Genomic DNA, 24,198 nt, shown 5'->3' with positions numbered 1-24,198 from the left:
TCTGAGATCGCAAGGCTTCGGCCCCGGGCACAGTCGCCCGGGGCCGAAGCGGCGTTCAGTGGCGCTCCAAGCCGTGGACTGAGGTGTCCGCGGCTCAGGCACTGACCTCCAGGACGCCGTGAGCGCCCTTCTCCATGTCGGCGAAGGAGTGCGTCACGAACACGTAGTGGCCCGGTTCGGAGGCGACGCACTCCACGAATCCGCCCTGCGCCGGCTGCAGGCCGAGGGCCTGGGAGCCACCGGACCAGGCGTTGCCGATCCGGCTCGGGCCGCCGAGGGTCCAGGCCCCCTCGAAGAAGACCTGGTCGAACTGCAGGCCAACGGCGTGGAACGACGTCGGCAGGGAGGGCCCGGCAGCCATGACCCAGAAGCGCACGCGCTCACCCACTTTGGCCTTGAGCGGCTGCTGGTGGTACTGGAAGGCCACCCCGTTGAAGGTCATGAGGTCGGGGGTCTTGGCTGCGATCTTGTCAGTGCTGGGCTCGCCGCCCTCGGGACCGAGGTAGACCTCGGAGGCGACGATGACGTACTCGCGGTCCACGGCCGGCAGTCCCGGCGGATCGATGATGACGGCCCCGTGCATGCCGGCGGCCAGGTGCAGACTCATCGGCGAGGTGGAGCAGTGGTAGAGCCAGATCCCCGAGTGCTGGGCCTTGAAGGTGTAGACGAGGGACTCCCCGGGGTTGATCGAGCGCATCGCTTTGTCGGGCGGGGTGATCCCGGCGTGGAAGTCGAGGGAGTGGCTCATCGTGCCGTCGTTGATCAGGGTGATCTCGAAGGTGTCCCCCACCTTGCCGCGCAGGACGGGGCCGGGGACCTGCCCGTTGAAGGTCAGGCGCCGTTGGGTGACACCGGCCCCGACCTGCATGACCTGCTCCTTGACGGTGAAGGTGTGCCGGTGGGTCATGGGGCCGCCGTCGGGGCTGCTCGGGGCGGGCGGCAGAGCGGCGTCGAAGGCCTTGAAGTCGGCGGGCAGATGGGCGGAGTAGTCGGGGACCGCGTCATTGCCGGAGCTGACCTGCCTGCCCTGGCCGCCGCCGTGCTGGTGGCCGCCGGCGGCCGCCCCGCCTGCGGTGACGTGGAAGACCATGCCCTGGGCGCGGTGGCCGGCGATGGAGCACCAGCCCTCGATCGGCCCGGAAACGACGCCGGCGTCAAGAGTGCCCTTGGCTCTGGCGGCGACGCGGCCGGTGGTCTGGCCGGTGGCCAGGACGAGGTCATGGACCTGGTCGGCGGTGTTGTCCAGGGTGATGACGAGCCGGTCGCCGGGGGTGACGTCGACCGTGTCCGGTACGAACCGCAGCCCCTCCACCTTGATGGTGGCGTTGACGGTGTTGCCGGTGGGCGCGACGTCCTGAGTGCCTCCGCCCTGGCCCCGGTTGCCGATGACGCTTCCTACGACGACGGCCGCTCCCGCGGTGAGCAGTCCCATGAGGATGCCACGGCGGTCGGCGGACTGGAGCAGGCCGCTCGACGACGACGCGGTGGCCCCGCCTCCCGCCGTCGAACCGGCCCCACCAGGCAGGGGGCGTCGGCTGCGGTCGATGGCGGGGGCCGTACCGGCCGTCACCGCGCGGCGGTGGGCGGCCTCGGGCTTGTCGGTGCTCGTCCCGGCGTGCCCGGCAGCGGCATCGCCTAGAGCCGGAGAAGCACTGCTGGCGTCACTGTTCGCGGTTCCGTTGGCAGCGGTGTCCTGAGGGGCGCCTGCAGCAGCGTCCTCAGAAGCGGCGGCCTCATCGGGGGATGGTGCCTGCGCGTCGGGCGTCTTCGTCATCGGGTTCCCCTTCGGGGCTGGGCGGACCGGCGGTCCGCGGGGTCGGAGGTGGGGGCGGCGTCGGCCGGGGTGCGTGGCGTGCGCTTGCGGCGGGAGAGCTCGTGCAGGCTGAGGATCATGCCCACCAGCAGGTAGGAGGTCACCAGCGCGGCCAGGGCTCCGGCGACGACGCGCACCTGCCAGGGCACGCCCGGGCTGAGCGCCAGCAGGAGGCAGGCGTTGGCGGCGGTGACCCGGTAGGCGGCGCAGCGGTCCATGATCGCGTTGGTGGCCCGCGTGGCCGCAGGGCCGCCGCCGAGCATCACCGGGGTGAGGTAGCTCAGGGCCGCCACGAGGATCTGGAGGGCGAAGCCGGCCCCCAGGGGCAGACGCAGGGCGTGAATGACCTGGCGGGCGGCGGCGGCGTCATCGGCCAGTGCCATGCGGGCCCCCAGGACGGCGACACAGCCGACGAACCAGGCCACCGAGGCCGTGGCGGAGGCCGTGGCGAAGGAGGTCGGCGGGACCCGGCGCGCGGTTCGGTACGCGGGCACGAGGACTCCGCAGGCACCACCGAGGTAGACCAGGGTGCCCAGGCCCGCCAGGGGCGGCCACAGCCCGCAGGCGGCCACGAGCGCGGTGCCGCCCACGAGGTAGGGCAGACCGCGGGTGGTCCAGCGCGGCGCGACCGGCTCCATGGGGGTGCGCAGCATCGTGGGCCACAGGACGGTGAGCGTGCCCAGGACCGTGGTGCCCACGAAGCCCAGCAGCATGGTGGTCGTGTGGGCCAGGTAGAAGCCGTCGGCCAGGCCGGAGCGTCCGCGGGCGTTGGACCAGGAGATGAGGAAGCCAAGGAGCGCACCGGTGGCCAGCAGGACCAGGGCGACGGCGTAGTGGACGGCCAGGGCCGCCAGGCGTGGGGCGATGGCGCGCCGGTACTGCACGGTGATGGCCACGACACCGGCAATGGCCTGGGCCATGACGATGACCGCCCCGATGAGCGCCACCACCTGCTGGCCCATGGTGATGCCGGTGAGTACGACGGCGGTGCCGAGGCTGTGGGCGTAGAGGCGCGCGTCCAGGAGGGCTGCGCCGCCCAGGGCCGGGCGGTGCAGGAGGGTGTCGGCGAAGTGGGCCGACCAGATGGTGATGGCGCTGCCGATCCCGCCCAGGAGCAGGGCGTGCAGGGGCAGCCAGGTGCCCCAGGAGGACAGGGGGCCCACGATGGTCAGGGCCGCCAGGACCGCAGCGGTGAGCAACCAGGCCATGACGAGGGCGTTGCGACGCACCTGGGTGGTGCGCCGGGAGGGCTTCTTGGCGGGGCGGCCCGGGCTGCCGGACCGGGCCGCCGGGGAGCCGACGGACAGAGTCATGGCGTCACGGCCTTTCCCCGCTCAGGCTGTGGGCGCCGGCGCCCAGTGGCCTGGCGGATGCTGCCGGAGGTCAGGACGCGTCCCAGGGTGAGGACCATGAAGACGAGGATCGCCGCCACCCCCACGGCACCGCCGACCTTCCAGATCACGGAGGCCTCCGCCAGCAGGCCCGCGACGCGCACCACCAGGCCGGCGTGCAGCAGAACGTAGGGCAGCCACATGAGCCGGTGGTAGGGCAGGGAGCGGTGGACGATCGCGGGGATGATGACCGGGGCGTGGGCCAGGATCATGGAGAAGGCGAAGCCCACCGTGATGCAGTGGATGACGATCTCGTAGGCGGCTCCGTTCAGCCCCTTCAGGCCCCACAGTGACCAGACCGCCCCAGCGACGGCGAGCCACACATAGCCGGCGAGCATGGAGGCCGCCATGAAGCGCACCCCGCCGCCGGCACGGACGGTGCGCCGGGCGACGTCGTAGTAGGCCATGACGACGGCAAGCCCCAGCAGGGCCGGGCCGACCACGAGGTAGGAGCCCTGAGCGATCAGCATCAGGCAGGCGCCCAGGACCGCCGCGCCGGACAGTGCCTCGACGACGGTCTCCACCATCTCATCGAGGAAGGCGATGCGGGCCAGCTCCAGGCGCTCGCCGATGATGGTGAGCGTGGGGAACAGCAGCCACAGCGGGACGACGTCCTCGATGCCGCGGCCACCCAGCCACAGGACGTCTCCCAGCAGGAGGGCGGACGCGCCCATGGCCTCGACGTCGACGGCGGCGCTGGGGGCTCGCCGGTGAACCCGCAGGTAGATGGCGCACAGAATGCCGGCGGCACCGGTCATGAGTCCCCGGCCGACGACGTCGGGCGCGCCGGCCATGAGGGTCAGGCAGCCCGCGGCACTTCCCAGTGGGGCGAGGAAGGCCCAGGGGGCGCGGGCGGCGACCGCCCGCTCCAGGGCGATGACGGTCCCCAGGAAGCCGACGAGCATGAGGGGGCCGTGAAGCGCCGCCAGCTCGGCCCCGTCGATGGGCGCCGGCAGGTTGAGGCGCAGGAGAGCGGCGTTGAGTCCCATGAGGATGCAGGCGGCGCCCAGGGCCAGGGCCACCAGGCGCGGCGCCACCCGACTGGTCAGCGCCCGACCGAGCCGGCCGGCTGCGTTGTCAGCCGCGTCGTCGGCGGCGTGCGCCTTGACCTGCGCATGCGCGGTCGCTGCCAGCTTGTCCGTCTCCACGGCCCAACCGTATCCAACCGCGCTGGAAACACCCGCACTCATATCAACAAAAACGTCACAGACGACACGGTTCCGCGTCGTTGATGAAGTTTCGGTAGGTTTGAGGAGCGCAGGTCGCGCCGCTAGAGGCGGACGGCCGTGCCGGTGGAGATGGACGGCCGTTCCTGCTGGCCCTGCGGTGGTAGTAAGGTCACGCCCACCAGTACGAAACACTCCGAAGGAGACCCCTATGAGCGAGAGCCCCGAGCTGCTGCCCGTCACTGAGAAGAAGTCCAGCTGCGGCTGCCACGAGCACAGCGATGAGCGCCTCACCCTGGACGCGCGCGCCATCCCGCACCGTCTGCGCCACGCCGCGGTCATCGGTGCCGCCTCCTCCCTGAACCCCGGTGAGGGCTTCGACCTGGTGGCCCCGCACGTGCCCACCCCGCTGCTGGCCCAGATCGATCAGCTGCCCTTCACCTTCCAGCACACGCTGCTGGAGCAGTCCGAGGGCTTCGCCCGCGTCGAGATCCTGCGCACCGCCTGATCGGTGCCTCATCACGGCCGGTCGGCGGGAGGTACGCGCGGCTCTGAGCCCTGGGCCATGGGCTCAGGGCCTCATCGGGCCTCACTCCGTGCCACCGGCGCGCTCCCGATATGCTCGACGCATGACGCCAGCACCGCTCGATGCCGCGGTCGTCGGTACGGGCAGGATCCGTGGGACCTCCACGGACCTGCCCATGCCGACGACCCGGTCGGTGCTACCCGAGCCACCTGGACGTCCCGGTCCGCCGGGCTCGGTCCTCCCCGAGGAGACGGCCCCGGTACCGCCGGCCCTGGCTGACGACGACGTCCCCCAGCAGCTGATCGACCGCTACGGGCGCACCGTGCGCGACCTGCGCCTGTCCATCACGGACCGCTGCAACCTGCGCTGCACCTACTGCATGCCCGCGCAGGGGCTCCAGTGGTTGCCCACCCCGGATCTCCTGACCACTGCCGAGCTCACCCGTCTGGGGCGCATCGCCGTCGAGCGCCTGGGGGTGGAGCGCATCCGGCTGACCGGTGGTGAGCCGCTGCTGCGTCGGGACCTGGAGGAGATCATCGGCTCACTGTCCGCGCTCCGGACGTCGACAGGGGTCAAGCCGGACATCGCCCTGACCACGAACGGCCTGGGGCTGGAGAGGCGGGCCGCCGGACTGCGTGCAGCGGGCCTGGACCGCGTCAACGTCTCCATCGACTCCCTGGACCCGCAGGACTACGCCGCCATCACTCGCCGAGACCGGCTCGCCGACGTCCTGACGGGGATCGCCGGCGCCCAGGAGGCCGGCCTGGCTCCCATCAAGGTCAATGCCGTGGCCGTGCCCACCACCGTGGAGCACCGCGCGCCACGGCTCCTGGCCGAGTGCCTGCGCCGTGGCTGGCAGCTGCGGTTCATCGAGCACATGCCGCTGGGACCGCGCGAGACCTGGAGCAGCCAGGACGTCGTCGGCGTCGATCAGATCCTGGAGGTGCTGCGGGAGGCCGGATTCACCCTCACCGAGGTGGGCCGTCCGGACCGTCGTCCGGCTGCGCTGTGGCGCGTCGCCGCCGGAAGCGCGTCGGGCCAGGACTACCCGGCCGGGACGGTGGGCGTCATCGCCTCAGTCACCGCCCCCTTCTGCTCGGACTGCGACCGGACCCGCATCACGGCCGACGGGCGCCTCATGACCTGCCTGTTCTCCAGCACCGAGACCGACCTGCGCGGCCCCATGCGCGCCGGGGCCGACGACGACGAGCTCATCCGCATCTGGGCCAGGGCCACCTGGGGCAAGCCCCGCGCGCACGGCTCGGACAGCCCCCAGACCGAGAGCGACGGCTTCGCCCGCCCGCAGCGCACCATGTCGGCCATCGGTGGCTGACCCGAATCGTAAGGAACCACCACGATGAGTCCCTCCCCCGAGCTGTCCCCCAAGACGGGCGCGCATGCGGGTCCGGAACAGATCTCCGTGACCCTGCGCTACTTCGCCGCGGCCGCTGAGGCCGTCGGGCGCCCTGAGGAGCGTCTGGACCTGCCCCGGGGCACAACGCTGGCGGGTCTGCGCGAGCAGCTGGCCGGGAGGGGGCTGGAGATGGCGCGAGTCATCCCGATCTGCAGCTTCTTGGTCAACTCGGTCTCCACCCCGGCGGACTCGCTCACGCCCTTGACCGACGGCGACGCCGTCGACGTGCTCCCTCCCTTCGCCGGAGGGTGAGTCTGCGACCACGATGCCGCACCGCGCCCGCATCGATCCGGGCAGGTTTCGCGTCGCTCGACCGTTCTTCTTCCCGGGTACGCGAGGAATGCCGGCTCGGCGAAGAAGAAGGAGGGGCGATCAGGCGATGTTGCTCCACTGGGTCGAGCCGTCGGTGAAGGTCTGGCGCTTCCACACCGGCAGGCGCTCCTTGACCTCCTCGACGATCTCGCTGCACACGGCGAAGGCCTCAGCGCGGTGGTCGGAGCTGACTGCGACCGCGAGCGCCGCCTCCCCGACGCTCAGGTCGCCGACACGGTGGACGACGCCGAGGGCGCGCACCCGACCCCGCTGGGCCACGTCCTGGGCGATCTGCTCGACGATCTGGCCGGCCGTGGGGTGGCAGGAGTAGCCGATGCCGGTGACGGCGCGCTCGGCGTCGTGGTTACGGACCACGCCCTCGAAGGTGACGACGGCGCCGGCGGCGGCGTCCTGGACGGCGTCGGCGAGCTCGGTGACGCTGATGGGGGCCTCGGTGACCTCGGCTCGTACCACGCGGGCCGTGGAAGCCGGGAGTGGCCGGCTGGGCTGGTCGGGGCTGGGCGTCACGGGTTCTCCTCGTCCTGGGCACCGGGTTGGGCGTCATCGGGTGGTCGGCCGCGAGCATACCCATGTGGGAGCCTCCGGCTGAACGGGCATGATAGGCCCAGGACGTTCGGGCACTGCCCCGCCCGCGACCGCCCACCCTGAGGTCGCGACTCCCAGGTCAGCTCGTCGAGAAAGGACCGCTATGGCGCAGATGATTCCCCTGGAGGACTATGTCGCCCAGGTGCTTGAGGCCCTCTCACCCCTGGAGGGGGGCCGCCTGGCGCTGGGGCGGGCCCACGGCCGGGTGCTGGCCGAGGACGTGACCGCCGCCGTCCCGGTGCCGCCGTGGACGAACTCGGCGATGGACGGTTACGCGGTGCGCGCTGAGGACACGACCGGCGCCTGCCCACAGACGCCCGTGGTTCTGCCGGTGAGTGGGGATGTTCCGGCCGGTGCCGCACCGCATCCCCTCGCGGCGGGAACCGCCCAGCGGATCATGACCGGGGCGATGCTGCCCGAGGGTGCGGACGCCGTTGTCAAGGTGGAGGACACCGACCAGAATCCCGGCCCGCACCCGATTCCGGAGCGCGTCGAGATCCGCGCCGCGGCGAGTCCCGGTCTCAACGTGCGCCGAGCCGGGGAGAACGTGGCCTCAGGCGACCCGGTCATGGCGGCGGGGACGAGGCTGTCCGCCGCGGCCCTCTCCGCCCTGGCCTCCGTGGGGCTCGGCTCCGTGCTGGTGAGGGCGCAGGTGCGCGTGGCCGTGGTCTCCACCGGGGCCGAGCTGCGTGACGCCGGCCATGCGCTGGAGCCCGGAACGATCCCCGACTCCAATTCCCTGCTGCTGGCCGGGCTGGTCGCCGAGCACGGGGCCGTGTGCACGAGCGTGGCCCGCAGCGGAGACACGGCCGAGGCCCTGGCCGAGGTGCTGCGGCAGGCCGCGGCCGGCGCCGATCTCATCGTCACCTCCGGGGGCGTGTCCGCGGGGGCCTTCGATCCTCTGACGATGCTGGCGCAGGCTCAGCGGGGCGAGGAGGCCTCGGTGCGTCTGGACTTCGTCAAGGTGGCCATGCAGCCGGGCAAGCCCCAGGGGCACGGCTGGGTGCTCGCCGACGACGGTCGGCGGGTGCCGATCATCTGCCTGCCGGGCAACCCGGTGAGTGTCCTGGTGTCCTTCACCACGATCGTGGCCCCGGCTTTGGCCCGTCTGGCCGGGCAGGACACGGCGGACGGCGGTACCGAGCCGCTTCCGGGCCGGCCTCGCCCGACGGCACGTGCGGCGGTGGGCTGGCGGACCCCGCCGGGGCGGCGCCAGCACGTGCCGGTGCGTTTCACTGACGCCCCCACCGGCTCCGACGTCGGCGACGATTCGGGTCACCTCTGGGCCACTCCCACCCACCGGCTGGGTTCCGGCTCGCACCTGGTGGCCTCACTGCACGCCGCGCAGGCGCTGGCGGTGGTGGACGCCGAGGTCGAGGCGGTCGAGGTCGGCGACGAGCTGCCCCTCATCCCGTTGTCCGCCTCGTAGAGCTCGCGGACAGCCGCTTAGGAGCCGCCCGCGAGAGCCCGGACCGCGTCCACGACATGTGATCCCACACCCCATTGAAGGAGCCTCATATGACTACCCGCCCCGAGATCACCCTCACCCACCTGGACGAGGCGGGCGCCGCTTACATGGTGGACGTCACCGCTAAGACCCCGACCGTGCGCGAGGCCCGTGCCAGCGCCTTCGTGGCCTGCTCGGAGGTGATCGTCGACGCCCTGCGCGGGGGTTCGGTACCCAAGGGCGATGTGCTCGCGGTGGCCCGCGTGGCCGGGATCGCGGCGACGAAGAAGGTCCCCGACCTTCTCCCGCTGGCGCATGTCATCGGCGTGCACGGGGCGCGCGTGGATCTGGAGATCGTCGACGGCGGCGTGCGCATCGAGACCACGGTGCGCACGGCCGACCGCACGGGCGTGGAGATGGAGGCTCTCACCGCCGCCACCGTGGCGGGACTGGCGATCGTCGACATGGTCAAGGGAGTGGACCGGGGCGTCGAGCTGCGCGAGGCCAGGGTGGTGGCCAAGTCCGGGGGACGCTCAGGGGACTGGGTGCGCGGTGACGGCGCCTGAGCAGGCGGCCGGCGCCGCTGTGAGCTCCGCGGACTCGGCCGATATCGCTGATGTCGCCGACGTCATCGTGCTGGCCGGGGGGACCGGCAGGCGGTTGGACGGAGTCTCCAAGCCCGACGTCGTCGCCCGGGGGGCGCGTCTGCTCGACCACGTGCTGGCCGGTGTGGAGCGGCTGCGGGAACAGGGCCTTCCGCTCGGGCGCGTGTGCGTTGTCGCCCCGGCGGAGGTCGTGCTGCCGGGCGGCGTCCTGCGGGCGCTGGAGGACCCTCCCCTGGGAGGGCCTGTCGCCGGGATCGCGGCCGGGCTGACGCTCCTGGGAAGGAGCGATCCGGTTGCGGGACTGGCCGGGCTCCTCACCTGCGACGCGCCCTTCTCCTGGCGGGCGCTGCCGGCCCTGCACCGGGCGCTGGCGCAGGCTGGGCCGGAGCTGGACGGCGCCTGCGCCCGCGACGGCGAGCACACCCAGTACCTGCTGGGCCTTTACCACCGCCGGGCACTGGCCGCGGCCGTCGCCCCGGGCGGCGTGCCTCTGCGGGACACCGCCGTGCGCCGGGCCCTCGGGGCGCTCCGTGTCACGGCGATACCCACGACTCGGGACGTCGTGCGGGACCTGGACACCTGGGCCGAGGTCCGCGCCTGGGACGCGGGCGACTCTGAGTAACGGGCCCGCTCAGGCCGATTCGCTCCGTAGCGCCCGGTGGCGCTCAGTGGTCTCCGCCGCCGAGCTGCTCCAGGACGTGGGGCACCAGGGGGCCGACGACGGCGACGGTGTCCTTGACCCCGCCGCGCGAGCCGGGGGCATTGACGATCAGGGCGCCGTCGGCGCCGCGAGAGGTCACTCCGACCAGGCCGCGGGACAGTCCCGCCAGCGGCGTCTTGGTCAACCCGTGGGCGCGGATCTGCGCCTCAATGCCCTCGATGCGGGTCTCCAGCAGTGGCGCCGTGGCCTCCGGGGTGAGGTCTCGGGGGGTGACCCCGGTACCGCCCGTGGTCAGGACCACCCGCGCGCCGGCGGATACCGCCCGCCTGATCGCCTCGCGCACCGGCTCGACGCCGTCGGGCACGAGGTCCACCGTGTCGACGATGACGTCGTGCTCGGCCAGGAGGCGCTGGGCCAGTGGGCCGGAGAGATCCTCGCGCTCACCACTGACGCAGCGGTCGGAGACGGTGATGACGGCGCCCTTGACGGGCTCGGGCAGGGCCGCCAGGCCCTTCTGGACGATGGGGGTCTCACTCATGGGCCCACCGTAGTCCGCATACACCCCGCGCGGCTCCTCCGTCTCCCACCCGGAGTTTCAAGGGCAACACGTCCCGATCCAACCGGCAACCTCAATTAGGCAACTAACATTGAACCTAATTCACCGCCCTTAGTCACCTCTGAGATGTCGGTTTCGCCTCGCATTGCTCAGACATTCGTCCCATGCATGAAGATCTGACCAGTTCATTGCATCATTGAGCACGGTGTGAGTCCGCAGGCTTTCACCGACTCTCTCCAAACAGTCTCAGGTCCAGGGCGCTGTCGCCCAGCGGACCGAGCCCCACAACAGCAGGAGCCCTATGTCCACGCTCGACACCTCCGGTCGCGTCCTCACAGGCTGGAACCCCGAGGAGCCGGAGAACTGGTCCGCGAAGATCGCCTGGACCACCCTGGCCATCACCACCTTCTCCCTCATGCTCGGCTTCACCGTCTGGTTTCTGCCCAGCGCGGTGGCCCCCAGGCTCAACGACATCGGCTTCCACCTGACCAAGAACCAGATCTACTGGATCACCTCGATGCCGGGCCTGTCCTGCGCCGCCCTGCGCCTGATCTACATGTTCCTGCCCGCCACCATCGGCGCCCGCAAGATGATCGGCTGGTCCTCGCTGCTCTACATCCTGCCGATGCTCGGCTGGTTCGTCGCGGTGCAGAACCACAACACCTCCTTCGGTGTCCTGCTCGCCCTGTCCTTCGCCTGCGGTATCGGGGCCGCCACCTTCTCCGGCTACATGCCCTCGACCGGCTTCTACTTCCCCAAGCGTCTGGCCGGCACCGCCCTGGGCCTGCAGGGAGGCCTGGGCAACATGGGCATGAGCATCATCCAGCTCGCCGCCCCCTTCCTCATGAGCATCAGCCTGTTCGGGCTGACCTGGGTCGCCCCCCACCACGAGGGCGCCCCCATAGTCGTCAACGCCACCGTCTTCTTCCTGCCCTGGTCCCTCATCGCGGCCTTCCTGACCTTCCGTTACATCAAGGACGTCCCGCTCAAGGCCAACATCAAGGAGCAGATGGACATCTTCGGCAACCTGGACACCTGGCTCATGACGGTCCTGTACATCATGACCTTCGGCGTCTTCTCAGGCTTCGCCGCCCAGACCGCCAACATCATCAACAACAACTACGGCGCCGCCTCCGACCTGGCCGACCACTTCGCCAAGGGCGACCTGCCCCAGGGGGCCTCCTACGCCTTCATCGGCACCCTCATCGGCTCCTTCCTGCGCTTCGCCTGGGGCCCCCTGTGCGACCGCTTCGGCGGAGCCATCTGGACCTTCGTCTCCGCCATCGGCATGGCCATCACGATGGCCTGGTGCGGCTACCTGGTGGCCGCCGCGGACGACCCGGCCGACTTCACCATCTTCATAGTGGCGCTGCTGGCGATGTTCTTCTTCGCCGGCGTCGGTAACGCCTCGACCTTCAAGCAGATGCCGATGATTATGCCCAAGCGCCAGGCCGGCGGCGCCATCGGCTTCACCGCCGCCGTGGCCTCGCTCGGCCCCTTCCTGGTCGGCATCGCCCTGACCCTCATGCCGACGCACGTCTTCTTCTACAGCTGCGCCGTCTTCTGCGTCGTGTGCGCCGTCATCTGCTGGGTCCGCTACGCCAAGCCGGGCGCCAAGCGTCCGGGCTGATCCGCCCCTCCGGCCCCGGTCGGGATCACCCCGTCGGGGCCAGCATCCGCAACCGACTGACCAGCTCGACGGCGGACGCGACCAGCATTGTGGTCGCGTCCGCCGAGAGCAGCCGGAACCACTCAGGGCCCACGCCCACCGGCTCCTGGCCACCATTGGTCACCAACCACCGCAACAACCATCAGCTTTACGGACCGAAGGACCATTGATGAGCACCACCGGCTCCCAGACCACCGGCCCCGGGATCGTTCCTGGACCCGACCAGCAGGTCGAGAACGCCCCCGGACTGCTCACGCTGGGCTCGTACCTGCGTCGAGGACAAGCCTCTGCCGACGCCCGCCGCCTGTTCCTCACCGGAGGGCGCGAGGCCGACACCTTCTACCGCCACCGGTGGAGCCACGACAAGATGGTCCACTCCACCCACGGGGTCAACTGCACCGGGTCGTGCGCCTGGGAGGTCTATGTCTCCGACGGCATCATCACCTGGGAGAAGCAGATCACCGACTACCCCACCACGGGGCCGGACATGCCCGAGTACGAGCCCCGCGGCTGCCCGCGTGGCGCGGCCTTCTCCTGGTACACCTACTCCCCCACGCGCATCCGCTACCCCTACGTGCGCTCGGTCCTCCTGGACGCCTTCCGCGCCGCGAAGGCCGACAACGACGGCGACCCGGTCGCCGCCTGGGCGCAGGTCACCGGTGACCCCGCCACCGCCAAGGCATACAAGTCGGCCCGAGGCAAGGGCGGCATGGTCCGCGTGGGCTGGGACGAGGCCATGGAGATCGTCGCGGCCGCCTACGTCCACACCATCCGCGCCTGGGGCCCGGACCGGATCGCCGGCTTCAGCGTCATCCCGGCCATGTCCCAGGTCTCCTACGGAGCCGGCGGCCGCCTCCACGAGCTCATCGGCGGCACGATGCTCTCCTTCTACGACTGGTACGCCGACCTGCCGCCGGCCTCACCGCAGGTCTTCGGTGACCAGACCGACGTCCCCGAGGCCGGCGACTGGTACAACGCCCAGTACCTCATGATGTGGGGCTCCAACCTGCCGCTGACCCGCACCCCGGACGCCCACTTCATGACCGAGGCCCGTTACCACGGGCAGAAGGTCGTGGCAGTCTCCCCCGACTACGCCGACAACACCAAGTTCGCCGACCAGTGGCTGCGCGTGGCCCCGGGCACCGACGGCGCCCTGGCCCAGGCGATGGGGCACGTCATCCTCTCGGAGTTCCACGTCAAGCGCGAGGAGTCCTTCTTCCTGGACTACATGCGCCGTCACACCGACTCCCCCTTCCTCATCAGTCTGGACCCCTCCCCCGACGGCACCGGCTACGTGCCCGGGCGCTTCGTGACGGCCTCCGACGTCAACGGCGTCGCCACCGGCGCCCCGAAGAACGAGTTCCGCCCCCTCGTGTGGGACCGCGAGCGCGGCCCGGCCGACCCCGGCGGCACCCTGGCCGACCGCTTCACCCCCGAGGGTGAGGGCAAGTGGAACCTGCTCATGGAGGGTGTCGACCCGGTCATGAGCATCCTGGACCTGCACGGCCAGGGCCCCCAGGTTCAGGCCGCCGAGGTGCTCCTGCCCCGCTTCGACCTACCCGGCTCCTCCACCCCCGAGGGCTCCGTGGGCGGCGGCGTCGTGCACCGCGGCGTGCCGGTCACCCGCATCGGGGAGCGCATGGTCACCACCGTCTACGACCTGCTCCTGGCCCAGTACGCCGTCGAGCGCCCGTCCATGCCGGGCGAGTGGCCCGCGGACTACCAGGACGCCACTGTCCCAGGCACTCCCGCCTGGGCCAGCGAGATCACCGGCGTTCCCGGCCCCGCCATCATCCAGGTGGCGCGCGACTTCGCTCTCAACGCCGTGGAGTCCGGCGGCCGCTCCCAGATCGTCATGGGCGCGGGCATCAACCACTACTACCACGCCGACCAGATCTACCGGACGATCCTGGCGCTGACCTCCATGTGCGCCACCCAGGGCGTCAACGGCGGCGGCTGGGCCCACTACGTGGGTCAGGAGAAGGTCCGCCCGCTCAGCGGCTTCCAGCAGTACGCCTTCGCCCTGGACTGGCACCGCCCGGCCCGGCAGATGATCTCCACCGGCTTCTGGTACCTCACCACCGACCAGTGGCGCTACGACACCACCTCCGCCGAGCGCCTGGCCTCCCCGCTGGGGCCCGGCACCCTGGCGGGCAAGACCACGACCGACGCCATGGTCGAGGCCATGAAGCGCGGGTGGACGCCGTCCTACCCGACCTTCAACCGCAGCCCGCTGCTCCTGGGCCAGCAGGCCGCCGAGGCGGGCATGGACCCCAAGGACTACATCGTCGAGCAGCTGCGCTCCGGTGAGCTGCGCTTCGCCTGCGAGGACCCCGACGCCCCCGAGAACTTCCCGCGCATCCTGTGCTCGTGGCGCACGAACCTGCTGGGCAGCTCGGCCAAGGGCACGGAGTTCTTCCTGCGCCACATGGTGGGTGCGGACAACGACGTCAACGCCGTCGAGACCCCGCCCGAGCAGCGTCCGGCCTCGGTGACCTGGCGCGACGAGGCCCCCACTGGCAAGCTCGACCTCATGTGGACCGCGGACTTCCGCAACACCTCCACCACCCTGCACTCCGACGTCGTCCTGCCGGCGGCCACCTGGTACGAGAAGCACGACATCTCCTCGACCGACATGCACCCCTTCGTGCACTCCTTCAACGCGGCCATCGACCCGCCCTGGGAGGCGCGCACCGACTTCCAGGTCTTCCAGACCCTGGCCGGTCTCATCTCCGCCTGGGCCCCGCGTTACCTGGGCACCCAGACCGACGTCGTCGCCGCGCCCCTGACCCACGACACCCCCGACGCCCTGACGATGGCACACGGTGACGTGTCCTCCCTCCCCCAGGAGTGGGTGCCGGGAGTGACGATGCCCAAGCTGGTACCCACTCAGCGGGACTACACCCAGATCCGGGCCAAGTTCGACGCCCTGGGCCCCCTGGCCGAGAAGCTGGGGCTGCCCTGCAAGGGCATCATGCTCAAGCCCGGGCCGGAGGTGGAGCGCCTGGCCCGCAACCACGGGGTCTCCACCGACGGCGAGGCCGCCGGCCGGCCGCTGATCGACACCGACATCCGCGCCGCCGACGCCATCTTCACGCTGTCGGGCACCACCAACGGGCGCATCTCCACCGAGGGCTGGGACACGCTGTCCAAGCGCACCGGCACCACGCTGGTCGAGCTCAGCGAGGAGGAGGCCGGCAAGCTCATCTCCTTCGCCGACACCCAGGTCAAACCCCAGGGAGTCATCACCTCCCCGGAGTGGTCCGGCTCCGAGCACGGCGGGCGGCGCTACTCGGCCTTCGTGGTCAACGTGGAGCACGCCAAGCCCTGGCACACCCTGACCGGGCGCATGCACTACTACCTCGACCACGACTGGATGCGGGACATGGGCGAGTCCCTGCCGATCTTCCGGCCACCGCTGGACTTCCACGCCCTGTACGGGGAGGCCGCGCCGGGCTCGGTGTCAACGAGCCAGGCGGGCACGGCGGAGGTCGCGGTGCGCTACATCACCGCGCACAACAAGTGGGCGATCCACTCGCAGTACTTCGACAACCTGCACATGCTCACGCTGGGACGCGGAGGCCAGACCATCTGGATGAGCCCCCAGGACGCCGACAAGATCGGCGTCAAGGACAACGAGTGGGTCGAGGCCTACAACCGCAACGGCATCGTGGCGGCGCGCGCCATCGTCTCCCACCGCATCCCCGAGGGCATGGTCTTCATGCACCACGCCCAGGAGCGCACCATGAACACCCCGCTGACCGAGTCCAGCGGCAGGCGCGGCGGGACGCACAACTCCCTGACGCGGATCGTGCTCAAGCCCAGCCACTTCGCAGGCGGCTACGGGCAGCTGTCCTACGCCTTCAACTACATCGGCCCCACGGGCAACAACCGCGACGAGGTCACGCTTATCCGTCGCCGCAGCAACCAGGAGGTGACGTTCTGATGAAGGTCATGGCCCAGATCGCAATGGTGATGAACCTCGACAAGTGCATCGGCTGCCACACCTGTTCAGTGACCTGCAAGCAGGCCTGGACCAACCGCGAGGGCACCGAGTACATGTGGTTCAACAACGTCGAGACCCGCCCGGGTGTCGGCTACCCCAAGGGTTGGGAGGACCAGGACACCTGGCGCGGCGGCTGGGAGCGCACGGCCTCGGGCCGCCTGCGGCCCCGCTCGGGCGGGCGCCTGCGCCGATTGGTCAACATCTTCGCCAACCCGGAGATGCCCACGGTCGAGGACTACTACGAGCCGTGGACCTACGAGTACGACAAGCTGCTCTCGGCCCCCAAGGACTCCCCGGCGATTCCGGTGGCGCGCGCCAAGAGCCAGCTGACCGGCGAGTACATGCCCACCATCAAGTGGGGTCCCAACTGGGATGACGACCTGGGCGGCTCCATGGAGACCCTCCAGCAGGACCCGATCATCGAGGCGATGAGCACGAAGGTGCGCACCGACATCGAGTCGGCCTTCATGTTCTACCTGCCGCGCATCTGCGAGCACTGCCTCAACCCCACCTGCGTGTCCGCCTGCCCGTCGGGCGCCATGTACAAGCGCACTGAGGACGGCATCGTCCTGGTGGACCAGGACGCCTGCCGTGGCTGGCGCATGTGTGTGTCCTCCTGCCCCTACAAGAAGGTCTACTTCAACCACGCCACCGGCAAGGCCGAGAAGTGCACCCTGTGCTACCCGCGCCTGGAGATCGGCCAGCCCACTGTGTGCTCGGAGACCTGCGTGGGCCGCCTGCGCTACCTGGGCGTCCTCCTCTACGACGCCGATCGCGTCTCGCAGGCCGCCGCCGTCAAGGACCCGCAGGACCTCTACATGGCCCAGCGCGAGATCCTCCTCAACCCCCACGACCCGGAGGTCGTGGCTGGTGCGCGCGCCGAGGGCGTCCCGGACAACTGGATCGAGGCGGCTCAGGCCTCCCCCATCTGGGACCTCATCGACACCTACGAGGTGGCCCTGCCCCTGCACCCCGAGTACCGCACCATGCCGATGGTCTGGTACATCCCGCCGCTCTCCCCGGTCGTCGACGAGGTCGCGGCCGCCGGACTGGACGGTGAGAACTACAAGGTGCTGCTCACGGCCGTCTCCGACATGCGCATTCCGCTGGAGTACCTGGCGGGCCTGTTCACGGCCGGTGACACCAACACGGTCGAGCTCGTGCTGCGGCGCCTGGCCGCGATGCGCTCCCACATGCGCGACGTGCGCCTGGGCCGCGAGCCCGACCCGGCCATCGCCGCCGCCGTGGGCCTGGACGGCAAGAAGCTGGAGGCCATGTACCGGCTGCTGGCCATCGCCAAGTACGACGACCGCTACGTCATCCCCACCGCCAAGCCCGAGGTCCCCCGCGGCATGGAGTCCATGGGCAACGACGTCATGACCCTTCTGGGTGAGGGGGCCCCGGCCGGGTGCCACCCTGACGTCGCCTCCTTCCACGGCCAGGGCGGCGGCGCCATGAACGGCGGCCCGGTGAGCCTGCCACTGCCGACCGTGCGCCGCGAGCCGGTGCCGGCCGCAGGTCCGGGCATGCCGCAGGTCGGTGTGCCTGAGCCGGTGGGGCAGGCCCAGGCGGCCGACTCCTCGGCCCGGGCCACCTCGAGCGGCCCGGCGGCCGCGGCCCCCAGGGACCTCTGAGATGGTCTCCTTCGTCCGCGCCCCCCGGGTTCTTCAAGCACCCGCCGAGGTGCAGCTGACACCCTCCCAGCGAGCCACCGTGCACATGGCGGCCTCGCTGCTGCTGGACTATCCGGCCGAGGGCACTCTGGAGACGCATCTGAACGCCGTCGAGGCCGAGCTGGCCACACTGCCGGCGGAGGTGGCCGTCCTCCTGGAGGAGTTCATCGCTCAGGCGCGGCGCCGCGGTGAGCGGGCCATGGCCGAGCACTACGTGGAGGTCTTCGACCGACGCCGGCGCTGCTGCCTGTACCTGACGTACTACACGGTAGGCGACACCCGGCATCGGGGCGCCGCGCTGCTGGCCTTCAAGCAAGCGCTGGCGGCGGCCGGCTACGAGATGGCCGCCGACGAGCTGCCCGACTACCTGCCGGTGGTCCTCGAGCTGTCCGCGCGCAGCGGCGACGAGGTGGCCAGTGCGCTCCTGTCCTCCCACCGGGAGGGCATCGAGGTGCTGCGCAGCGCCCTGGCCGACGCCGCCTCCCCCTACGCGGGGCTGGTGGAGGCCGTCTCGATGACTCTGCCGCAGATCGACGAGGCCACCGCCGAGCGCGTACGCGCCCTCGTGGCGGCCGGGCCGCCCACCGAGACCGTCGGAGTCACCGACACCCTGCCCTTCCCCACCATTCCCGTGCGCAACCCGAGCCTGTCCGGTGCACCCGCCGTGCCGGGCTCCGTACCAGTCGCCGACCCGTCCCCCTCACGAGCAGCCAGGAGAGCATGACATGAGCCCGATTCAGCAGAACCTCATGTGGGTGACCCTGCCCTACGCCAGCCTGGTGCTGCTGGTGGCAGGCATGATCTGGCGGTGGCGCACCGACCAGTTCGGGTGGACCTCCCGCTCCTCGCAGTGGAACGAGTCCCGCATCCTGCGCCTGGCCTCCCCCCTGTTCCACCTGGGCTTCCTCATGGTGATGGGCGGTCACGTCGTCGGGCTCCTGGTGCCCAAGGACGTCACCGAGATGCTGGGCATCTCCCAGCACATGTACCACCTGGGCGCCACCTACCTGGGAACCTTCGCGGCCATCATGACGATCGTGGGCCTGGCAGGGCTCATCTACCGGCGCCTCGTCGTCAAGAGCGTGCGCCTGGCCACCACCCGCAACGACCTGGTCATGTACTGCTTCCTCATCGTCCCGATCCTGCTGGGATCGGCCGCCACGGTCCTTAACCAGCTCGCCGACGCCCACGGCTACGACTACCGCGAGACGATCAGCCCCTGGCTGCGCTCGGTGCTGATCCTCCAGCCTCGCCCCGAGCTCATGGCCGACGTGCCGGTCTCCTTCAAGCTCCACGTCATCGCCGGCTTCCTGCTCCTGGCGATCTGGCCCTTCACCCGCCTGGTCCACGTGGTCTCCGCACCCGTGGGCTACGTGACCCGCCCCTACGTGGTCTACCGTTCACGCGAGGGCGCCACCTCCACTGCACGGACCTCACGCGGCTGGACCCCGGTACGGACCCAGGGAACCGGCAACCAGGGGGTCAACGACGTCACCCCCTCCCAGGGAGCCTGAACCGGCAGCTTCACGAAAGGACACGCATTGGGCATCTCCCGTCGCGCGGCCATCGCCGCCGTCAGCCTGCTCTCCGCCGTCTCCCTGGCCGCCTGCGGCGGCTCCGCCTCCAACAGCTCCACCGGCGCCGCTTCGGGCGCCGCCTCCGCAAGCGCCTCGGGCGGCGTGCAGAAGGCCACCGGCAAGGTCACGGTCCTGGCCGCCGCCTCCCTCCAGAACGCCTTCGAGGAGATCGAGAAGACCGTGGAGAAGGACAACCCCGGCCTGGTTGTCACCTTCGACTTCCAGGGTTCCCAGGACCTGGTGTCCTCCCTGGCGGGCGGTAACAGCGCCGATGTCCTGGCCACCGCCAACAACTCCACGATGAAGACCGCTGCGGACCAGAAGCTGGTCGGGGACCAGACCGAGTTCGCCACCAACGTCCTGACCCTCATCGTCCCCAAGGGCAACCCCAAGAAGATCACCGGGCTGGACTCGTCGCTGGAGGGCGCCAACCTGGTCATCTGCGCCCCCGAGGTGCCCTGCGGTGAGGCCACCAAGAAGCTCGCCGCCGCGCAGGGAGTCACTCTCAACCCGGTCTCCGAGGAGCAGAAGGTGACCGACGTGCGAGGCAAGGTCGAGTCCGGTGAGGCCGACGCCGGCATCGTCTACACCACTGACGCCGCGGCCGCCAAGGACAAGGCGGACAAGATCGACATCCCCGACGGCGGCGTCGTCAACCACTACCCGATCGCCCAGACGGCCGAGCCCAAGAACCCCGCGGGCGCTCAGGCATTCATTGACGCCGTCACCGGCAAGGCCGGTCAGGAGATCCTGGCCAAGCACGGCTTCGGCAAGCCCGGCAGCACCACTGCCAGCGCGAGTGCCGGGGCGAGCTCCAGCGCTGGGGGCGGTACCGCAGCGAGCACCGCCCCGTCCCAGGCCGCGACCGCTGAGGGGTCGTCCGCCCCGGAGGCGAACAAGCCCACCGCGGAGACGACCGCTCCGTGACGGCTTGCAGGCCTGACTCGGCGACCTGGTACACATGATTCTGTGAACCAGATGCCCCCCGTTGCGCTCTCCGAGCAGCAGTCGGTACGACGGCCCGTTCGCGCCCTCCTGGGGCGTGGGCGGGCCGCTCGTTCGCCTTTGCCCGTCCTTGTGACCGCGCTGGCCGTCTTGGGAGGTTGCGCGATCGTTCTGCCCCTGGTGGGCATGGGGACTCGCGTGTCCTGGGGGCAGCTCCCCCAGCTGCTGGCGACGCCGTCGGCGCAGGCTGCGCTGTGGCTCTCGATCCGCACCTGCCTGACCTCCACGGTCATCTGCGTGGTGCTGGGTGTACCGCTGGCGCTGCTGCTGTCCCGCAGCTGGCCGGGTGTGAGGATCGCGCGGATCCTCGCGGTGCTGCCGATGACGATGCCACCGGTGGTGGCCGGTATCGCGCTGCTGTCCACGTTGGGGAACCGCGGCTTGCTGGGAGCGCAGCTGAAGGAGTGGGGAGTTCCCATCGCCTTCTCCACCACTGCGGTGGTCATCGCCCAGGTGTTCGTCTCCATGCCTTTCCTGGTGGTCACCCTGGAGGCGGCGCTGCGCAGCCGCGACAAGCGGGCCGAAGTCACCGCCCGGAGCCTCGGGGCCGGCCCATGGCGGGTTCTGGCGCAGGTGACGCTGCCGCTGGCGACGCCGGCTCTGGCCCGGGGCACCGCCCTGGCCCTGGGCCGGAGCCTGGGCGAGTTCGGGGCGACCATCGCCTTCGCGGGCTCCAAGGAGGGCGTCACCCGTACGATGCCATTGGCCATCTACCTGGAGCGGGAGAAGGACACAGCCACCTCGTTGGCCCTCGCCGCCGTGCTCATCGGGCTGTCCTTCGTCATCGTCGGGGCGACCAACATCGACTGGGGCAGGGTGGCCAGCCACCTGCTGGCCCGCCACGGACACCAGGACCACGAAGCCGCTGCGTCGGAGCCCCAGGGCTCGGAGCCCTCGGCCCCGGGCGGGGATGACCGGACTGCCGAGTCGCCCCAGGGCACCGGGCGTGGCCAGGACCTGCAGGTCGCCTTCAGGCTGCCGGAGCGCGATGTCGCCGTCGACCTGGAGGTGGAGGCGGGGCGCACGACGGCTCTCATCGGTCCTAATGGCTCGGGCAAGTCGACGGTCTGCTCCGTGGTGGCCGGTCTTCTGGATGCTGAGAACGGTCGAGTGGTGCTCGGTGGACGAGTGCTGGACGGCCCTGGGCGCTTCGTGCGGGCGGGGCGCCGCCGGGTGGCGCTGCTCAGCCAGGAGCCGGGCGTCTTCACCCACATGTCGGTGCTGGGCAACGTGCTGTTCGCGCTGCGCTGCCAGGGGGTGAGCCGGGCGGAGGCGACGCGCCGGGCCCGCGCCGAGCTGGCCGCCGTCGGGGCAGGTCACTTGGCCTCCCGTTCGGGTGGCGCGCTCTCGGGCGGGCAGGCGGCCCGTGTGGCACTGGCTCGGGCGCTGGCGACGGGGCCTCGCCTGCTGGTCCTGGACGAGCCGATGGCCGCCCTGGACGTCACCGCCCGCCAGGAGATGCGCCGCCTGGTGGCTCGCCGTTGCGCCGAGGAGGGACTGACCCTGCTGCTGGTGACCCATGACGTCCTGGACCTGACGGCGCTGGCTGAGGCCGTCGTCGTCCTGGACCGGGGCCGAGTGGTGGAGCAGGGGCCGACGGCGAGGGTCCTGTCCGCGCCGCGTTCGGACTTCGTCGCCCATCTGACGGGAACGGCCGTGCTCACGGGGGTCATCGACGGCGGCACCGAGGCTCCGGGGCTGCGGTTGCCGTCGGGGCAGGTCATTCATGGCCGCCCCCGGGAGGATGTGGTTGAGGAACAGGTCGGCAAGCAGGGCCACCGGGACGACCACGACGAGGTCCTTCGCCCCGGAGCGCCGGGGATTGCGCTGGTGCCACCCGACGCCGTCGCCCTCTACCGTCAGGCACCGCACGGCAGTCCCCGCAACGTCCTGACCGGCCGGGTGACGGGGCTGGAGCGCTCGGGGGCGCTGGTGAGTGTGCGCCTGGAGCTGGAGGAGGGGCAGCGGCTGTCGGCGGCGGTCACGGCGGGAGCTGTGGCCGAGCTCGGCATCACTGAGGGCCGGGAGGTCTGCTGCGTGATCAAGGCGGTGCAGGTGCGCATCCTGCCTCGCCGGGGTTGAGGACCACGGTACTGAGACGTTGAGAGAAGAACTGGGTGAGATGAGGGAGGGCGTTGTGAACGCCGTTGATCAAAGCGATCGTGATGGCGTCTGCGGATCGGTGGTCGCCGAGGAGCGTCTACGGCCACTGAGCCGCGATGAGCTGGAGCGCTACCACCGCAACGCGCTGGTACCGCAGGTGGGGGTCGTGGGGCAGCAGCGCATCCGGGCCGCCCGGGTCCTGCTCATCGGTGCTGGTGGGCTCGGGGCGCCGGCGGCCCTGTATCTGGCGGCCGCCGGGGTGGGGACGATCGGGCTCATTGATGACGACGACGTCGACGTGTCCAACCTGCAGCGCCAGGTCATTCATGCCACGGCTTCCGTGGGCCGCCCCAAGGTGGATTCGGCGGCCGAGGCGATCAGGGCACTCAACCCGGACGTTGAGGTCGTCGCCCACCAGACTCGGTTGACCGCGGCCAACGCCCTGGATCTGCTGGGCGGCTGGGACGTGGTCATTGACGGCACGGACAACTTCCCCACGCGGTACCTGGTCAATGACGCCGCCGTCATGCTGGGGCTGCCGCTGGTGCACGGGGCGGTGCTGGGGTTCAACGGGCAGGTGGGGGTCTTCGATGCGCGCCGGGGCCCGTGCTATAGGTGCCTGCACCCCGCTCCGCCGCCCGCAGGTTCGGTGCCCTCCTGCGCGGAGGCGGGGGTGCTGGGGGTGCTGCCAGGGATCATCGGGACGATGCAGGCCGCTGAGGCGCTCAAGCTGGTGATCGGCGGCGGGCAGCCGCTGCTGGGGCGCCTGGCGATGCTCGATGCCTGGGGGGCGCATCTGCGGGAGATTCCGGTGGCGAAGAACCCGGCCTGCCCGGCGTGCGGGGAGAACCCGAGTATCACTGCACTGGTCACGGAGGCTGATGCCTGCGCACTCCCCCGGACTTCTGACGCCGATGCGCAGTCGCAGGCCCACGGTTCCGGGGACGACTCCTGCCGGCGACCAGGGAGTTCCGAGTCCGGCTCCGCTGCGTCCTGCCGGATTCAGCGAGGTGGTGCGGTCCTGGGGTCAGGGGCAGAAAGGGACACTGTCTCCGCTACCGAGCTGAGGAGGCTCCTGGAGGGCGTCGAGCCGCCGGCGCTGCTGGATGTGCGTGAGGACGTTGAGGTGGCGCTCAAGCCGCTGGAGGGCGCGCTGCACATTCCGCTGCGTGAGGTCGTGGTGCGCATGGGTGAGCTCGACCCGGACCGGCCGACGGTGGTCGTGTGCGCCGCCGGGGTGCGCTCGGCCCGGGCCATCGAGGCGCTGAGGGCGGCGGGCTACACCGGGCGGCTCCTCAACCTTGAGGGTGGGATGAAGGCCTGGACGTCTGGCTCATCCGCCTGAAAGGTGCCTGCGGTGTTGGGTGCCTGACTTCTGGGTGTGGAGGGATGCCCGGCTGGATGAGGCCCGCTCACCTCGGCGTATCTGAGACGGCGGGGCTCAAGCGGGGCCAGTAGGGATTCCACCGCGGGGCAGGGACCCACCCCTGGGGGATGGTGTTTTCGGTGTCGTGATGTTTGCTCGCATCACGCGAGTGGAGATGGCGAGATGTGAGTGGAGCAGGCGTGTGGGGGGTTAGTGGCCTTGGGCTTCTTCGGCGTCGTCGGTGAGGTAGGTGATGATGCGGACGAGGTCGTAGGGGGTGGAGGTCTCGGTGGTGGTGATGG

19 protein-coding genes and 1 pseudogene are annotated in these 24,198 nt (G+C 70.7%); 14 read left to right on the top strand and 6 right to left on the bottom strand.

The genetic code is table 11. The features are described 5' to 3' along the window. Positions 1-94 precede the first annotated feature (94 nt). The 3 genes from BKH28_RS00095 to BKH28_RS00085 are packed head-to-tail and all read right to left on the bottom strand — an operon-like array spanning position 95 to position 4,352. Positions 95-1,774, bottom strand: a complete 1,680-nt coding sequence (locus tag BKH28_RS00095) for a multicopper oxidase domain-containing protein (protein WP_075416922.1) — start codon at positions 1,772-1,774, stop codon at positions 95-97. After that, complete coding sequence (locus BKH28_RS00090; RefSeq protein ID WP_075416921.1) at positions 1,771-3,126, bottom strand: hypothetical protein; 1,356 nt, start codon at positions 3,124-3,126, stop codon at positions 1,771-1,773. Before BKH28_RS00090 ends, BKH28_RS00095 begins: the two co-directional genes overlap by 4 nt. After that, positions 3,123-4,352: a hypothetical protein gene (locus BKH28_RS00085; protein ID WP_075416920.1), complete on the bottom strand. Its 1,230-nt coding sequence runs from the start codon at positions 4,350-4,352 to the stop codon at positions 3,123-3,125. Before BKH28_RS00085 ends, BKH28_RS00090 begins: the two co-directional genes overlap by 4 nt. 229 nt (positions 4,353-4,581) lie before the next feature. Between BKH28_RS00085 and BKH28_RS00080 the strand changes: the two genes are divergently transcribed. The 3 genes from BKH28_RS00080 (at position 4,582) to BKH28_RS00070 (ending at position 6,562) form a co-directional block, all read left to right on the top strand. After that, on the top strand, positions 4,582-4,878 hold the full coding sequence (locus tag BKH28_RS00080) for a DUF2249 domain-containing protein (RefSeq protein WP_003785642.1): 297 nt from the start codon (positions 4,582-4,584) through the stop codon (positions 4,876-4,878). Between the two features lie 121 nt (positions 4,879-4,999). Next, a complete protein-coding gene (gene moaA, locus BKH28_RS00075; protein ID WP_075416919.1) occupies positions 5,000-6,229 on the top strand; it encodes a GTP 3',8-cyclase MoaA in 1,230 nt (409 codons plus the stop codon). Between the two features lie 24 nt (positions 6,230-6,253). Beyond that, the gene (locus tag BKH28_RS00070) at positions 6,254-6,562 is read left to right on the top strand and encodes a MoaD/ThiS family protein (protein ID WP_075416918.1); all 309 of its coding nucleotides are present in this window, start codon (positions 6,254-6,256) and stop codon (positions 6,560-6,562) included. Between the two features lie 120 nt (positions 6,563-6,682). Here BKH28_RS00070 and BKH28_RS00065 read toward each other — a convergent pair whose 3' ends face one another. After that, complete coding sequence (locus tag BKH28_RS00065; protein WP_256695401.1) at positions 6,683-7,150, bottom strand: molybdenum cofactor biosynthesis protein MoaE; 468 nt, start codon at positions 7,148-7,150, stop codon at positions 6,683-6,685. Positions 7,151-7,331: 181 nt separating this feature from the next. Here BKH28_RS00065 and BKH28_RS00060 point away from each other — a divergent pair, with 181 nt between their 5' ends. From BKH28_RS00060 to mobA, 3 genes are all read left to right on the top strand, one after another. Beyond that, positions 7,332-8,657: a molybdopterin molybdotransferase MoeA gene (locus BKH28_RS00060; RefSeq protein WP_081379967.1), complete on the top strand. Its 1,326-nt coding sequence runs from the start codon at positions 7,332-7,334 to the stop codon at positions 8,655-8,657. Positions 8,658-8,746: 89 nt separating this feature from the next. Beyond that, positions 8,747-9,241: a cyclic pyranopterin monophosphate synthase MoaC gene (gene moaC / locus BKH28_RS00055; RefSeq protein ID WP_075416917.1), complete on the top strand. Its 495-nt coding sequence runs from the start codon at positions 8,747-8,749 to the stop codon at positions 9,239-9,241. Continuing rightward, positions 9,228-9,902 carry a molybdenum cofactor guanylyltransferase gene (gene mobA / locus BKH28_RS00050; protein WP_075416916.1) on the top strand — a complete coding sequence of 225 codons (675 nt, stop codon included), beginning with the start codon at positions 9,228-9,230 and terminating at the stop codon, positions 9,900-9,902. Before moaC ends, mobA begins: the two co-directional genes overlap by 14 nt. A gap of 43 nt (positions 9,903-9,945) precedes the next feature. Here mobA and BKH28_RS00045 read toward each other — a convergent pair whose 3' ends face one another. Continuing rightward, positions 9,946-10,479, bottom strand: coding sequence for a MogA/MoaB family molybdenum cofactor biosynthesis protein (locus BKH28_RS00045; protein WP_075416915.1), 534 nt, complete (start codon positions 10,477-10,479; stop codon positions 9,946-9,948). A gap of 319 nt (positions 10,480-10,798) precedes the next feature. Here BKH28_RS00045 and BKH28_RS00040 point away from each other — a divergent pair, with 319 nt between their 5' ends. The 8 genes from BKH28_RS00040 to moeB all read left to right on the top strand — a co-directional run bounded on the left by BKH28_RS00040 (position 10,799) and on the right by moeB (position 23,875). Further along, the gene (locus BKH28_RS00040; protein ID WP_075416914.1) at positions 10,799-12,127 is read left to right on the top strand and encodes an MFS transporter; all 1,329 of its coding nucleotides are present in this window, start codon (positions 10,799-10,801) and stop codon (positions 12,125-12,127) included. Between the two features lie 208 nt (positions 12,128-12,335). Next, on the top strand, positions 12,336-16,112 hold the full coding sequence (locus tag BKH28_RS00035; protein ID WP_075416913.1) for a nitrate reductase subunit alpha: 3,777 nt from the start codon (positions 12,336-12,338) through the stop codon (positions 16,110-16,112). Further along, on the top strand, positions 16,112-17,806 hold the full coding sequence (gene narH / locus BKH28_RS00030; protein ID WP_075416912.1) for a nitrate reductase subunit beta: 1,695 nt from the start codon (positions 16,112-16,114) through the stop codon (positions 17,804-17,806). Before BKH28_RS00035 ends, narH begins: the two co-directional genes overlap by 1 nt. 1 nt (position 17,807) lies before the next feature. Further along, positions 17,808-18,569: a nitrate reductase molybdenum cofactor assembly chaperone gene (narJ, locus tag BKH28_RS00025; RefSeq protein ID WP_075416911.1), complete on the top strand. Its 762-nt coding sequence runs from the start codon at positions 17,808-17,810 to the stop codon at positions 18,567-18,569. Position 18,570: 1 nt separating this feature from the next. After that, a complete protein-coding gene (gene narI, locus BKH28_RS00020; protein WP_075416910.1) occupies positions 18,571-19,359 on the top strand; it encodes a respiratory nitrate reductase subunit gamma in 789 nt (262 codons plus the stop codon). Positions 19,360-19,386: 27 nt separating this feature from the next. Beyond that, positions 19,387-20,349: a molybdate ABC transporter substrate-binding protein gene (modA, locus tag BKH28_RS00015; RefSeq protein ID WP_075416909.1), complete on the top strand. Its 963-nt coding sequence runs from the start codon at positions 19,387-19,389 to the stop codon at positions 20,347-20,349. Positions 20,350-20,391: 42 nt separating this feature from the next. After that, positions 20,392-22,509 (top strand): ABC transporter permease, encoded by a 2,118-nt coding sequence (locus tag BKH28_RS00010; protein WP_075416908.1) that lies wholly within the window; start codon positions 20,392-20,394, stop codon positions 22,507-22,509. A gap of 40 nt (positions 22,510-22,549) precedes the next feature. Next, positions 22,550-23,875 carry a molybdopterin-synthase adenylyltransferase MoeB gene (moeB, locus tag BKH28_RS00005; RefSeq protein ID WP_075416907.1) on the top strand — a complete coding sequence of 442 codons (1,326 nt, stop codon included), beginning with the start codon at positions 22,550-22,552 and terminating at the stop codon, positions 23,873-23,875. Between the two features lie 231 nt (positions 23,876-24,106). On the opposite strand, the pseudogene BKH28_RS13650 reads toward moeB, so the two are convergent. Continuing rightward, positions 24,107-24,198 (bottom strand): annotated as a pseudogene (locus tag BKH28_RS13650) (zinc transporter); the annotation flags it as partial.

It is taken from the genome of Actinomyces oris, from assembly GCF_001937665.1.
Taxonomy (GTDB): domain Bacteria; phylum Actinomycetota; class Actinomycetes; order Actinomycetales; family Actinomycetaceae; genus Actinomyces; species Actinomyces stomatis.
The sequence above is the reverse complement of the archived record's forward strand: the minus strand, read 5'-3'. Positions and strand labels throughout refer to the sequence as shown.